The 13,094-nt window shown below is 58.0% G+C and carries 12 protein-coding genes; 1 reads left to right on the top strand and 11 read right to left on the bottom strand.

The annotated features are described in order from the left end of the window. Positions 1–3 precede the first annotated feature (3 nt). The 5 genes from FOY96_RS10290 to FOY96_RS10270 all read right to left on the bottom strand — a co-directional run bounded on the left by FOY96_RS10290 (position 4) and on the right by FOY96_RS10270 (position 3,916). Positions 4–2,028, bottom strand: coding sequence for a protein-disulfide reductase DsbD family protein (locus FOY96_RS10290; protein ID WP_143346979.1), 2,025 nt, complete (start codon positions 2,026–2,028; stop codon positions 4–6). Between the two features lie 47 nt (positions 2,029–2,075). Then, entirely contained in the window at positions 2,076–2,447 is a 372-nt protein-coding gene (locus FOY96_RS10285; protein WP_143346978.1) for a hypothetical protein, read from the bottom strand. Positions 2,448–2,534: 87 nt separating this feature from the next. After that, a complete protein-coding gene (locus FOY96_RS10280; RefSeq protein WP_143347768.1) occupies positions 2,535–3,095 on the bottom strand; it encodes an RNA polymerase sigma factor in 561 nt (186 codons plus the stop codon). A gap of 5 nt (positions 3,096–3,100) precedes the next feature. Beyond that, entirely contained in the window at positions 3,101–3,520 is a 420-nt protein-coding gene (locus FOY96_RS10275) for a hypothetical protein (protein WP_094935025.1), read from the bottom strand. Between the two features lie 156 nt (positions 3,521–3,676). Beyond that, a complete protein-coding gene (locus tag FOY96_RS10270) occupies positions 3,677–3,916 on the bottom strand; it encodes a hypothetical protein (protein ID WP_094935024.1) in 240 nt (79 codons plus the stop codon). A gap of 69 nt (positions 3,917–3,985) precedes the next feature. Between FOY96_RS10270 and FOY96_RS10265 the strand changes: the two genes are divergently transcribed. Then, positions 3,986–4,696, top strand: a complete 711-nt coding sequence (locus FOY96_RS10265) for a hypothetical protein (RefSeq protein ID WP_165356698.1) — start codon at positions 3,986–3,988, stop codon at positions 4,694–4,696. 276 nt (positions 4,697–4,972) lie between these two features. Here FOY96_RS10265 and FOY96_RS10260 read toward each other — a convergent pair whose 3' ends face one another. The 6 genes from FOY96_RS10260 to cscK all read right to left on the bottom strand — a co-directional run bounded on the left by FOY96_RS10260 (position 4,973) and on the right by cscK (position 13,082). Further along, entirely contained in the window at positions 4,973–6,523 is a 1,551-nt protein-coding gene (locus FOY96_RS10260; RefSeq protein WP_143346977.1) for a methyl-accepting chemotaxis protein, read from the bottom strand. Between the two features lie 89 nt (positions 6,524–6,612). Next, positions 6,613–7,629: a LacI family DNA-binding transcriptional regulator gene (locus FOY96_RS10255; protein WP_029741322.1), complete on the bottom strand. Its 1,017-nt coding sequence runs from the start codon at positions 7,627–7,629 to the stop codon at positions 6,613–6,615. A 28-nt stretch (positions 7,630–7,657) separates the two neighbouring features. Next, positions 7,658–9,064 (bottom strand): sucrose-6-phosphate hydrolase, encoded by a 1,407-nt coding sequence (locus FOY96_RS10250; RefSeq protein ID WP_143346976.1) that lies wholly within the window; start codon positions 9,062–9,064, stop codon positions 7,658–7,660. Continuing rightward, positions 9,064–10,434, bottom strand: coding sequence for a sucrose-specific PTS transporter subunit IIBC (locus FOY96_RS10245; protein WP_032656958.1), 1,371 nt, complete (start codon positions 10,432–10,434; stop codon positions 9,064–9,066). The genes FOY96_RS10250 and FOY96_RS10245 overlap by 1 nt, the downstream gene beginning before the upstream one ends. Positions 10,435–10,500: 66 nt before the next feature. After that, complete coding sequence (locus tag FOY96_RS10240; protein ID WP_143346975.1) at positions 10,501–12,018, bottom strand: carbohydrate porin; 1,518 nt, start codon at positions 12,016–12,018, stop codon at positions 10,501–10,503. A 173-nt stretch (positions 12,019–12,191) separates the two neighbouring features. Next, a complete protein-coding gene (cscK, locus tag FOY96_RS10235) occupies positions 12,192–13,082 on the bottom strand; it encodes a fructokinase (RefSeq protein WP_143346974.1) in 891 nt (296 codons plus the stop codon). Positions 13,083–13,094: the final 12 nt, after the last annotated feature.

Here is a 13,094-nt window from a genome sequence, read left to right as displayed (position 1 = left end):
CGTTTAGCCTTTTGCGTTATTCAGGGTGGCGATCAAAGTGCGCTTGTCCAGCAGCGGCGAGAGGATTTCCCCCTCAGGCAGACCGGGGCCATACGCTGCGTTAAACGGAATGGCGTAACGGTTTCGCTTCGCCAGAAAATCGGCGATAAACGCGGACGGCTGGCTCCAGTCTCCGCGAAGGGCCACCACGTCCGGCTGGCGCAGCGCGGCAATAACGTCCGGCTGATTCAGCACCCGATGCTCGTTAACTTTGCAGGTCACGCACCAGTCCGCCGAGATATCCACGAACACCCGTTTCCCCTGCGCCAGCGCCTGCTGGATGGCCTCCTCGCTGAGCGGCTGCCACGGGATGGTCTGCGCAGCATTTTGTGCCGGAGCGGCAGGCGGCGCGTTAAGCAGCCCGCGCGCCTGATACCCACCAAACGCCGACAGCGCGATCACCACGAGCCAGAACAGCGGTGAGGATTTTTGCCCCTTCAGCGCGAACAGCGCCAGCGCGACGGCAGTCAGCACCAGCATCACAATCTGGCTGACCGCCTCGCCCAGATGCACGCTCAACAATGTTGCCAGCCAGAGGCTGGAGGCGAGCATCATCAGGCCCAGAACGACTTTTAGCGTGTTCATCCAGCGGCCGGGTTTCGGCAGCAGCATGGCCGTTTTCGGCACCAGGGCAACAAACAGCCACGGCAGGCTCATACCCACGCCGAGCATCAGGAAGATCAGCCACAGGGAGTGTAGCGGTGCGCCAAGGGCAAAGGCGACCGCCGTACCGAGGAACGGCGCGGAGCACGGCGTGGCAAGCAGCGTGGCGAACATCCCTTCGCAGAAGCTGCCGCCAATCCCCGATCCCCCTGCCGTCGCCAGCCGTCCCGTGGCGGCGGAAGGCAGCAGCATCTCAAACGCGCCAAACAGGTTCAGCGCAAACAGGAAGGTGACGGCGACCATCAGGCCGATAAACCACGGGTTCTGGAACTGAATGCCCCACCCCAGCGACGCCCCGGCCAGCTTCAGTGCGGTCACCATCCCCGCCAGCAGCATAAAGGAGGTGAGGATCCCGGCGCTGGTGGCCAGAAAGCGCAGCCTGATCGCGCGCCTGTCCGATCCCGACTGCAGGATGCTGTTAAGCTTCATGCCCATGACCGGCAGCACGCAGGGCATCAGGTTGAGGATCAGCCCGCCCAGCAGCGCAAAGAGCACCATTTTTCCCGTCCCTTCAGGCGCGGAGGACGCTGCGGGCGTCGCGCCAACGGTCATGGTGGTTTGCTGCGCATTGCCGCCGCTGGTCAGCACAAACGACAGCCTCTTGCCCTCCAGCGAGGCGGGTTTATCGCCCCATTCGTCGGTCACGGGTACCGTCACCCGAAGCGTATTGCCGTCGTGTTTGATGACCGGCTCGCCGGGAAGAATGTCACCCTCCAGCGGGTCAAAGTAGATCCCCGGATTATCCCACTTCCCGTCCGTCGTGCCGGTAATCACCAGCTTGTCGCCAGCGAGCCATGCGGAGAGATCCCTGGATACGCCTGACGTACCGGGCACGGCACGCATCGCCTGCTCGAACTCGCTACGGAAGCCCTCATCTACCGGCTGGGTAAAATCGAGATGCAGCGGGTAGTCCGTCAGCAGGCAGACGTTACTGCACGTGGAAAGCGTGAGCGTCCCGTCGAGCGTGTCGCCCTTCACTCCGTTGAGCGTAATCGGGATCGCGACCTTATCGTGATAGCCCTGCGTCGTCATGCCGGAGATATCGAAGCGCGACGGGACCGGCCAGGACCAGCTATCCGTTACGCCTTCCGGCCAGCCGATTTTTGGCGCGACGCCGCCCTCGCCCGGCGATCGCCAGTAGGTTTTCCAGCCGGGCTTCAGCTCAACGGTGAGCAGGCCTTTAACGTGCGTTTGCTCCCTCTCCGCCTGAAAGCGGATGCGGGCGTGATCGTTTTGGGGGGAAACCAGCCAGCCGGTGTCTGCCGCATGGACAATGCCGATGCAGGACAGCCACAGGAAGACGAATCCCCTGAAGAGGTTAACCATGTTTTACTCCGTGAACAGTGAAAATTATCGTGAGAGGACGATGATTTTCATTCACGGAAAACGCAGTTTTTAAGGTGTATTCGGGGAGGCGGTGCCTGAACGGGCTGTTCCGCGGGAGCCAATACCCGCCCTTGCGTAAACAGCTGCAGCAGCGCGAAGAAGATGATAATGGCCGGTAGCGCGCCGTCGAAGAACAGCGGCTGGGCGCAAAGCAGCGAGTGTGCGCCCAGCTGACAGGGCGACGGGCCGGGCTGTTCAGTGTTGCTACTTTGACCCGGGGCATCTGCACTCAGAGAAATTTGCGGATCCAGTCCCTGTAAAAAATGATTGAGCATCACCGCACGCTGCACGAGGCAAAGCGCCATCGCGAGACAGGTGACGATCAAAAGCCATTTTCCGAGGAGCTGACGGTTGCGCATAACGTTCCAGAGTAACAAGACGCCCCGATCATAAACGATAGTGATGAATCTACAAGTGCCGGAAGTGTAAGGTTTTGTCTGTCGCCGCTATTCGCCCGTCAGCGCGTCGTAGACGTCGCGCAGCCGCGTGCGCAGAAACAGCACCGCCTTGTGCTTGCGGGATAACAAAGCCTGTCCGCTGGCGCCGGTCTCCTCTGCCAGCATTTTAATGCTGTAGCCGTGGAGTTCGGTCTTTTCAAACACCTCCCTCTGCGGCGGCGGCAGTTCAGACAGCGCCTGCCCCAGCTCTTCCCACAGCAGCGTTTTGAGGTACTCCTCTTCCGGCGTATACGGTACGCCGAACAGGGTTTCGGCCAGCTCGTCCTCGGGGAAACCCTCTTCGTCTTCGCCCGTAAAATAGCCGGAGAGCGGTACCTCGCGCTTTTTACGCGCCCGGTCGGTCATCTCGTTACGCGCCGCGCGGAACAGCCAGGCGGCGACGTTTTCGACCGGCTGTTCCACTTTCATCAGCTGATAGGTGACTTCCTGCAAAATGTCGTCGGCATCATCGCGAACGGACGTCCGTCCGCGAATGAAGGCTGTCAGCCGGGCGCGGCAGGCATTGAGCGCCGACATCAGCATGGATCCGCCCGCCTCCCCGGCTTTCATTTCGCTCACTCTGCTTCCGGCGCTTTTGGCGTGGCGTCTTCGCGCTTATCGTCACGATGACCGTGCCAGCCGCAGTGGCCGCGACCGTGGCGACCAAACCCTTCGCGACGCTGCTGAATAAACGCCTCGCGCTGTTCGGGCGTCATGTTCATCCAGCGCTCGTGCATCCGGCGGTGCGCGCCAAACATCCCCGGACGGAAACCCAGCCCGCCAAACAGAATGCGGCTCAGCACCAGAATGCCCAGCGCCTGCCAGAAGCCAATGGCCTTCACGCCGAGGATGGCCGGGAGCAAGGCGTTCCACAGGGTCATCACCAGCAGGCCGAGCACGATGAAAATCACCGCGCCGATGACTAAGCCCTTGCCCATACGGTGGCGACCGAATCCGCGCCCATGACCTCTGTCGTGCATATCAAAATCTCTCATGGTGTTTACCTCGTTTACAGTAACTGATTATGGCTTGTGATGAGGTAGACGGATGAGGGAGGGAAATATTGCTGGGGGAATAAAAATTTTTGGGCTGACGATTTTGGACTCATAGCGATAACGGCTGGCGGGCGCTATGAGTCGCTTGCAGGCAAATCATCTCGTACGAAGAATTCGCTTAGCCAGTGCGATAGCAATAACGGCCAGTATGATTGACACCAGTGCCAGGAAGATGAGCAAGGATAATAGTGGATTTAACAAGCCACCTAAACTGGTGAAGTCGCTGATACGGCCAAGTTGCTCGGACGTGCATACACGCAAAATGATCTCAGGAATAATAAGCAAAAATATAATGATGGTCAGGACATAAACCAAAGCACTCTTGCGCTTTCCCATTTTCGATGTTGCCCCTTTCTCAAACATGATCAATGATAATAAGATAATGATACTGCAAGGTTATATAAAATGGCACAAAACTATTTGCAACTAAAAATGCAGTCGAATAAACGGTTAGCTATTGCACTAACAAACTCGCTTCGAGACATGCATGAAGACCATATGGCAACTCTGGAAAAGGTGAAACAGGGAACGCAGCGCCTGGTTAGCTACGGTGCATGCCTGATGCCAGACGAGTATTATCGTAACGCTTGCCGTGATACGTGGCGCGAAGATAAACGCTTAGTCCTTGCCTTAGGTGAAATTTACAACAGAAAAGATGTCACTTTGGACATGGTTGAAATTTATTTTAGGAAAACTCTTAATAGGCTGGGCGAACAAAAGAGTAAAGACCTGATTACTAATATCCATAACTTATTGGGTAAAGCTGCCGAGCATGCCTCTGCTAAAGCCAGCAAGTTAGCCCTCTCCTTTACCCTTGCGAATCTGATCATCAACAGCAGGGATTTTAAGCAAAATCATATCAGGCTTGTGAACTCATTCTCGACTTGGTTCGTTAATGGTGCAACACTTTACTCAAAGGCTCAGGTAGCGGCATCTGCGGCTAATCGACTCAAATTCCAGGATCCTCAGTACTACCAGGCACTTTATAAAGAAAATATTGAGATGTTATATTTCTTAATCGAGCCGCAAATGTCTGAAATTATCTACCAGGTAAACTCCGGAGATAATAACGAGCAAGTGATAGGTGACGCTTTGTACGAGATACTGCGAAAATGAAGCAAGCAATCTTATGGCTTTTGAAGTCGTTTTTTTACCTGGTGCCAGCGTTACTTATTGTACTTGGGATATATTTTTTTATCCGGTTTATACCGGACTATGCTGCTTTACTCAGCGTCGTTTGGGTGATTGCTATTTCTTTTATTTATGTGAAATATAATAAATGGTATTAAAACAGTCCTATTAGGTCTACAGGCTGACCTCATGGGAAAGCAACTTGGAAAGTTTCGCACATTAAGTAGATAAAAGGCTCCCTGCGGAGCCCCCCTCATACAATCAAGCCTGCACCGGCAAACTAAAACTCGAAATACTCCGCGAAAGCTGCTGCGCCTGCTCTTCCAGCGAGGCCGCTGCCGCAGCGGACTGCTGCACCAGCGCGGCGTTCTGCTGGGTCACGCCATCCATCTCGGTCACCGCCTGGCCGACCTGGCTGATCCCGCGGCTCTGCTCTTCGGAGGCGACGGAGATCTGCTCCATCAGCGTATTCACTTTATTCACCGACGAAATAATCGAGTCAATCACCTCGCCCGAGCGGCTGACCAGCTCCGCGCCGTTTTTCACGCTCGAGACCGACTGCGCAATCAGGTTCTCGATGTCCTTAGCCGCCACCGCGCTTTTCTGCGCCAGGGTGCGCACTTCGCTGGCCACGACCGCAAAGCCGCGGCCCTGCGTTCCCGCGCGCGCCGCTTCTACCGCCGCGTTCAGCGCCAGGATGTTGGTCTGGAAGGCGATGCTGTTAATCACGCTGGTAATGTCTTCGATGCGCTTCGAGTTCGCCGCGATGGTATTCATCGTGTCGATGACTTCACGGGTCACCGCTTCACCGGTGTGGGCATTTTTCACCGCGTCCTGCACCAGTTTCCCGGCCTGATAAACGTTGTCGGTATTGTTCGCCACCGTCGCGCTCAGCTCTTCCATGCTGGCTGCCGTCTGGGTCAACGCGGAAGCCTGCTGCTCGGTACGTGACGCCAGGTCGATATTTCCGGAGGCAATCTCCTGCGCCGCGTGCGTTACGGTATGGCTCGCGTCGCGCACCTGGGCGATGGTCGCCAGCAGCGCCTGACGCATCTGCTCCATTGAGCTCATAAGATGATCGATTTCGTTATGTGCGCTCCCCTTGACCGGTACCGGAACGTCCAGCTTGCCCGCCGCAATCTGGCTGCAGTGCTCGCGCGCCAGGTTGACCGGCGCAAAAACAAAGCGCTTCATCAGCAGGCTGACGGCGACAATCACCACCACAAACAGGCTGGCGATAGCGGCAATGATCGCAAGGCCAGAGACGAAGTTACTGCTCGCATTCTCGTTCAGGCTTTTGGCATATTTCTGGTGGACGGAAAGGACCTGGTCGAGAACGATCTCGTACTGGCGGTCGAGGCGGGAGACTTCCGGGATCAGGGCGTTAAATTTGGCGACATCGTGCGCCTCGGCGGCATCGATCAGCGGCGCCAGCCCCTGGTTGCGGTAGTTTTGCCAGGCGTCCTGATAGGCAGTCACCAGCGGCGCTTCATCCGTCAGACGCGGCGAAGCCATAAAGGCCGCAAAGGCGTGGTCCGCTTTGGTCAGCGCCTCCTTCACGGCGGTTAACTTTGCAGCCCCGTCTGCCGAGTTGCCCGCTTCCACCATCTTCACATACTCCATCACCCGCACGCGCAGCGTACGGCTATGGTTGATGGGGTCAATAATGGACAGCACAACCTGGATCTCTTTGTTAACGTTATCCAGGGAATTATTACTTTTAATGATGAGGCCAACGCTGGTGACAGTGCTGACAACAAAGAAGAAAAGCAGCGAGAACAGGACGATCAGGGACGACTTTTTCAACGACATAAACCAATACCTCAAGGAAAATTATTCCTTATGGTTATCGGCCATTCCAAAACTTAAATTAATTAAAGTTATTGAAGTATCGAACCGGGCTATTTCGCTGGCTTATAGCGTCGCTGCAGGGTGGCATTGAGCTTGCGCTGCAACGGCTGCGGCGTCTCCCCTTCGATCAATTTGCTAATCAAATCAAAGCAATGCCACGCCAGCTGGCGGTTATCCTGACGAATGGTATCCACCGGGATTGTCAGCGAATCGTAGAGATAATGATCGTCAAAACTGGCTAACCTGATATCACTTTGCAACAGGTTGTGCTGGCCCATATAGCGCAGCACCCCTTCCAGCAGCCCGCAGGCGGCGGCGAACAGCGCTTTCGGCGGACGCCCCAGACGGGCGCAGAGTTCAGCAAACATCTCGTAACCGGAGCTCGGGTGATAGTTGCCGTGAATGATCCACTCGGGGCGCAGCTCCACGCCCGCCTCTCGCAGACCTTGCTTAAACCCTTCCAGGCGGTCGCGCGTCGGAGAAAGGCGCGGCTGGCCGCCGAGGAAGTAGAATTCATCAGGGTGCTGGCGCGCAATGTCGGCCACCAGTTCCGCCGTTGGAGTAATGGAATCGGTGATCACCAGCGGCAGCGCGCTGTCGTTGATGTGGCGGTCAAACAGGACAACGGGCAGCTGCTCGCTCAGCTTGTGGTAGTCCGCATCGTTAAGCATGCTGGAGGCCACAATCAGCCCATCCACCTGACGTGCCACCATGTTGTTCACCACCACCGTCTCCTGCCCCGGGTTTTCATCGCTGCAGGAGATCAGCAGCTGAACGCCCGCCTCGCGGCACAGCGTTTCCAGCTCGTGAGAAAACACGGCAAAACCGTAGTTGGTGATCTCCGGAACTACCAGACCAACGGTGTGGCTGCGGTTATCGCGCAGCGACCGGGCGTGAATGCTGGGCTGATAGTGGTGCTCTTTTGCAATCGCCAGCACGCGCTCGCGCGTCTCTTCCGCCACGCGAAGCTCTTTGCTGCGCCCGTTCAGGACCAGGCTGGCGGTGGCTTTTGACACACCCGCCAGCTCCGCGATGTCTTTAATGGTGACGCGTTTTGTTTTTCTCACAACGACTTAGATCCGGCTGCCAAAACCCTCATTCTATCATGCAGGCGCGCAGCGACCAGTAGCGTAATGTGATATCGGACGCACCTTCGAATCGCACCAGGGCCGGATGGTCAGGAAAATAGCGGCTGCTCATCACTCCTTCACCGTGATTGATGAAGATTTCAACGCTGGAGCGGTCGCAGAGAACGCGCAAATGGCTGACGTCGCCCTGCCAGTAGCGGGTCAGCGTTTCACCGGTTTTCAGGCTCGCGCGTTCAAGACGTATACCCTGCTCATCGACCGTGAGGCGCAGCACGCCGCCAAAATCGACATTCACCTGCGATGCGCTCAGCTCAAACTCCAGGCACGTCGCGTCCAGGTCCGGCGCCTCGCTGGCGCGCCCCTGCCAGCGCTGCTCATCTTCACGCAGCGCCGCCAGCTCGCGCGCCGGGGTCTGCCAGAGCCTGCCGTCGCGATAGCGTAATTCGCGCGGGCAGGTCATCTGATGCATCCAGCCGTGCGCCCGGGTTGGCTGAAGCATCTCTTCCCCGTCCGGTACGCCCATCCAGCCGATCAGAATGCGTCGGCCGTCTTCCGCCAGCGTCGTTTGCGGAGCGTAAAACTCAAAGCCCGCGTCCAGCTCGTGCAGGTCGCCGTGATCGAACGCGGCGTTTGCATAGTCAAACGCCCCGCTCATCCAGGTCGCCGGATAGGTGTTGAGATAGCGATGCGGCTCGCGCGCCAGCCCCTGCGGACAGCTGATTAAGATGTGCGTTCCGTCGAGCGCGAACAGGTCCGGACACTCCCACATATAACCCGCGTCCGTCAGGCCGTTAACCCCGTGACCGGCGATCTCACCGCAGGACGCCCAGGCGTGCAAATCGGCTGACTTAAACAGCAGCACCTTGCCGCGCTTTTGCAGATCCTGCGCGCCGAGCACCATGTACCACATCCCGTCGTGCTGCCACACCTTCGGGTCGCGCACGTGGCCGGTATAGCCTTCCGGCAGCGCCAGCACCGGCCCCAGCTTCGTAAAGGTCCCGTCCGGCTGTTCCACTGCGAGGCACTGCCAGGCGGTGCGGCTGCCGTCATCGAACTTGACGTTGCCGGTATAGCACAGTGTTAAAACGCCATCGTTATCCACGGCGCTACCGGAGTAGCAGCCGTTGCGGTCATACTCTTCATCCGGCATCAGCGCCAGCGGCTCGTGCTGCCAGTGCACCAGGTCCGCAGAGCTCCAGTGCCCCCAGCATTTAAACCGATGCTCGCAGTCCAGCGGGTTCCACTGATAGAACAGGTGGTAGCGGCCGGCAAACCAGATAAACCCGTTGGGATCGTTCATCAGCCCCGTCACCGGCGCGGGGTGCCACTGCGGATAGTGGCTATCCGCAAGCGCCCGCGGCTGACCTTTCATAACGGCCTGCAGGATCGCAGGCCAGCGGGAAGGTAACGTCATTATTCAGAGTCCGTTTTATATTTCAGCAGCAGTGAGACGGTAAACGCCACGCCGAAGGCAATCACCATACCGATAATATAGTTGAGCAGCGAGCTGGCCTGCACGATGGCCATGCCCGGAATAGCGGTCAAACCAACGGCGGTCATGTACACATGGACTGAGACTACCCAGGCCCCGCCCACCGCGCCGCCAATCAGCGCGGCGATAAACGGCTTAACAAAGCGCAGGTTGATACCAAAAATGGCCGCTTCGGTGATGCCCAGCATCGCAGAGAACGCCGACGGTAAGGTAATGGCTTTGATTTTGGCATCTTTGGTTTTGAACCACACCGCCAGACAGGCGCCGCCCTGCGCCACGTTCGCCATGGCCCAGATCGGCAGCAGGAAGTTCACGCCAATCGACGGGTTGCCCAGCAGCCCGGCTTCAATCGCGTGGAAGCTGTGGTGAATACCGGTGATCACAATCACCGAGTAAAGCCCGCCGAACAGCAGCCCGGCCAGCCAGCCCGCGTGTTCAATTAACGTGCTCAGGATAAAGGAGATGCCGTCGCCCAGCGCGCGCCCCGCCGGGCCGATAATCAGCAAGGCGATAAAGCCGGAGATAACGACGGTGAGGAACGGCGTCAGGATCAGGTCTAACGCGTCCGGGATCGCGCGGCGCAGGTTTTTCTCCACGATGCTCATAAACCAGACGGCCAGCAGCACCGGGAACACCGTGCCCTGATAGCCAATCATCGCAATCTCAAGGCCGAAGAAGTTCATGGTGTGGAAGCCGGAGGCCACGCCCCAGGCGTTGGTCAGCGCCGGGTGCGTCAGAATGCCGCCCAGCGTCGCGCCGAGATACGGGTTGCCGCCAAATTCCCGCGCGGCGGTAAAGCCGATCAGAATAGGCAGAATGATAAACGCCGCGGAGCTGCACATGTCCAGCATGATGTAGAGAGCGTTATCCGCATTGACCCAGCCGTAGGTTTTCACCATGCCGAGCAGGCCCATCAGCAGGCCGGAGGCCACAATCGCGGGAATGATCGGGACAAAGATGTTGGAGAGCAGACGGGCAATGCGCTGGAACGGGTTCAGCTTGCGTGCCGCCAGGTCCGCGGCCTCAGACTTGCTGGATTCGCTAATCCCCGCCGCCTGAATAAACGCGGCGTAGACCTTGTTGACCACGCCCGTGCCAAAAATCACCTGCATCTGTCCGGCGTTACGAAAACAGCCTTTTACGCCGTCGACCTTGCCGATCGCCTGCTGATCGGCAAGCGCGTCATCGACCAGCACCAGACGAAGACGCGTTGCGCAGTGCGCCGCGCTGGCGATATTTTCCTTGCCACCGAGCAGCGGAATAAGCTCGCGGGCGATTTGATTAAAATCCATAGATACCTCTGCCTGACTTCTTTTTATGATGTGCGAAACGCTCCCGCAAAGCGGGAGCGTGATGGGTTAAAACCAGGTTTCCATCTGGACCCCAAAGTTCCATTCCCCGCCGGCGTTGAAGCCGCTGCTGCCAAAGGCATCATCGCTGGCGTAATGATCCAGTTTGCTGCTCCAGTCCATCCAGGTGGCAAACAGGCGCAGCTCCGGACGGCTGAAGAAATCGCCGATTTTGCTCGCTTTTAACGTCGGCGCAAAGGTCAGCTTGTAGAAACTGCCGTTGACGGCGTTGCGGTCCTTATAGCCTTCCGGATTTAAATCCATGTACTGATAGCTTCCCTCAAACGCCAGGGCGAAGTTCTGCGTCACTTCTTTAATCAGGCGGGTGTTAAGCGTCACCCACTCATAGCTATCGCCCTTGACGTAGCGATCTTTACTGCTCTGCGCCAGTACGGCGGGCGCAACGCTCCAGCCGCCGCCGACTGGCGTGACACCGTAACTTGCGAAGCGCCAGGTATCCGCCTCAGACAGCAGCGCGCCGTCGGAACCTATGCTTTTCACTTCCGCACCCAGCCCGTGACCGTACAGCAGCGCCGTTTTGGCTGTCCCTTCCCGCAGGCCGTAGAAGCTCTCGTTATGCAACCCGACCAGGGCATGAACGCCTGTATTGGCGGCGTCAGTTTTGATGAGATCGCCGTTGGTGTCTTTACGGTCGTCGTTATCCTTCGCCCGCAGGCCGCTCACCATCAGCTGGAACGGTCCGGCGAAGTGGTTCATGCTGAGAATATAGTTCTGAACGTTATTGTCGGTCTGCTCCACGCTGCCGAAGTTGCGGCCGTAGATGGAGAAGTTGCTGCGCAGCGACTCGTTCCATTTCACGTCGTAGACGCCGCCGCCGGTACCGGCCAGGAACACCACGTCGGAGTCCAGCCAGTGAATATCAAAGTTGTCGCGGTCGAAGCGTTTACCCGCCCAGAAGGTGCTGCCCTTCAGCGCGCCGGTAAAATCAGGCAGGTTGCCCAGCTCCGCGAAGGCCTGGCGAATATTAAGATCGCTGGTATCGGCTGACCAGTCGTTATAGGTTCGCTGACCGTCGGCCAGCATCGCTTTAAAGCGCGTAGTCGCCCCGTTATCCAGAGTTTGCTTGTGCTCCAGGTTCAGCTCGACGTAGGTGTCGGCTTCGTTACCCAGACGCCCTACCGCGCCGCCGGTTTCTCCGGCCGGGGTCAGATAAGGACCGCTTTTGCTGCTGGAGGCCGCATCGTTCATCAGAAGGCCCGAACGGGCGTAGCCGTGGAACTCAAACCCGCTGCTTTGATCCGCCTTCTTTTCCAGCGCTGTGGTGCGCTGCGCCACCGCCTGGGCTGTCGTTTGCGTCTGCTGCTGCGCAGCCACCAGCTGCTGCGTTTTTTGTTCCGCATCGGTGGCGCGTTTCTCAGCCACCTGCGCACGCGTTTCCGCAGCCTGGAGGCGCAGCTCCATCGCGGCAAGACGCGCTTCGATACTTGTCATATCCGTCTGGGCAAAAACAGAGGTACTTCCGGCCAGCATGCCTATCATCACGGCAAGTCTGCGTTTTTTATACATTTTGTCGCATCCCTAAAAGAAGTCATTAAACGTGCTAAATTGCTAAACCGGTTTAGGTTGCTGATACTAAACCTCTGAATTTTGGATCGGCAATCTTTTTTGCTAAACCGTTTTAGTAAGTGTGATCGAGGCGACAATTCAGGCCGCCGGATGGCGGCCAGTGAAGGAAGGAATTACAGATCGTGCTGCCACGGCAATGCGGTCATTGCCCCTTTGGCCGTGGTGGCTAATGCGCCGCAGCGCTGGGCTAAGGCGATGACCGGCGTCAGATCCTGCCCGGCGGCCAGCCCGTAGAGCAGCCCCGCCACAAAGGCATCGCCCGCGCCGGTGGTATCGACACACTCGACGGGCGTTGCCGGATAGTGCTTCACGGTGCCGTCATGCCAGGCGATCACCCCCTCTTTTCCCTGGGTGACCAGCACCAGACGCGCCGGGCAGCGCGCCATCAGCGCGTCCAGGCCGACGTTTACCTCGACATTTCCGGTTAAAAACGCCAGCTCTTCGACGGAGAGTTTCACCACGTCGGCGCTCTGCAGGGCCTGTTCCAGGCAGCGGCGCAGCGCGTTCTCATCCGGCCAGAGATCCGGGCGAATATTGGGGTCGAAGCTGACGTAACCGCCCGCCTCGCGAATAGCGGCCATCGCCTCAAACGTCGCAGAACGGCTCGGCTCTGCGCTTAATGCGATGGAACAGACGTGTAGCCATTCCCCCGCGCTGAACGTCGGCAGATCGGCGGTTTCGAGAAACAGATCGGCGCTCGGGCGCACCATAAAGGTAAACGAGCGTTCGCCCTGGTCATCCAGATCGACCACCACCGTTGAGGTGCGGTGCGCCGGGTCAAGGCGCATAGACTTCACGTCAACCTTTTCGTCAGCGAGAGTTTTCGCCATAAAGCGCCCGAAGGGATCGTCGCCAACCCTGCCGATAAAGGCGCTCTGGCCGCCCAGCCGGGCAATACCGACCGCAACGTTTGCCGGTGCGCCGCCGGGACACTGCAGCAATCTGCCTTCTCCATCGGGCAGCAAATCCACCACCGCATCGCCAAGTACCCAGATTTTTTTCATGTGATCCTCGTA

It is taken from the genome of Enterobacter asburiae, assembly GCF_007035645.1.
GTDB lineage: Bacteria > Pseudomonadota > Gammaproteobacteria > Enterobacterales > Enterobacteriaceae > Enterobacter > Enterobacter asburiae_B.
This window is presented reverse-complemented; position numbering and strand designations above follow the sequence as displayed.

What these genes read in the sequence shown, in the direction of transcription:
- FOY96_RS10290 (WP_143346979.1), bottom strand. Translation starts at nt 2,028, where the DNA reads ATGGTTAACCTCTTCAGGGGATTCGTCTTCCTGTGGCTGTCCTGCATC.
- FOY96_RS10285 (WP_143346978.1), bottom strand. Translation starts at nt 2,447, where the DNA reads ATGCGCAACCGTCAGCTCCTCGGAAAATGGCTTTTGATCGTCACCTGT.
- FOY96_RS10280 (WP_143347768.1), bottom strand. Translation starts at nt 3,095, where the DNA reads ATGAAAGCCGGGGAGGCGGGCGGATCCATGCTGATGTCGGCGCTCAAT.
- FOY96_RS10275 (WP_094935025.1), bottom strand. Translation starts at nt 3,520, where the DNA reads ATGAGAGATTTTGATATGCACGACAGAGGTCATGGGCGCGGATTCGGT.
- FOY96_RS10270 (WP_094935024.1), bottom strand. Translation starts at nt 3,916, where the DNA reads ATGGGAAAGCGCAAGAGTGCTTTGGTTTATGTCCTGACCATCATTATA.
- FOY96_RS10265 (WP_165356698.1), top strand. Translation starts at nt 3,986, where the DNA reads ATGGCACAAAACTATTTGCAACTAAAAATGCAGTCGAATAAACGGTTA.
- FOY96_RS10260 (WP_143346977.1), bottom strand. Translation starts at nt 6,523, where the DNA reads ATGTCGTTGAAAAAGTCGTCCCTGATCGTCCTGTTCTCGCTGCTTTTC.
- FOY96_RS10250 (WP_143346976.1), bottom strand. Translation starts at nt 9,064, where the DNA reads ATGACGTTACCTTCCCGCTGGCCTGCGATCCTGCAGGCCGTTATGAAA.
- FOY96_RS10245 (WP_032656958.1), bottom strand. Translation starts at nt 10,434, where the DNA reads ATGGATTTTAATCAAATCGCCCGCGAGCTTATTCCGCTGCTCGGTGGC.
- FOY96_RS10240 (WP_143346975.1), bottom strand. Translation starts at nt 12,018, where the DNA reads ATGTATAAAAAACGCAGACTTGCCGTGATGATAGGCATGCTGGCCGGA.
- cscK (WP_143346974.1), bottom strand. Translation starts at nt 13,082, where the DNA reads ATGAAAAAAATCTGGGTACTTGGCGATGCGGTGGTGGATTTGCTGCCC.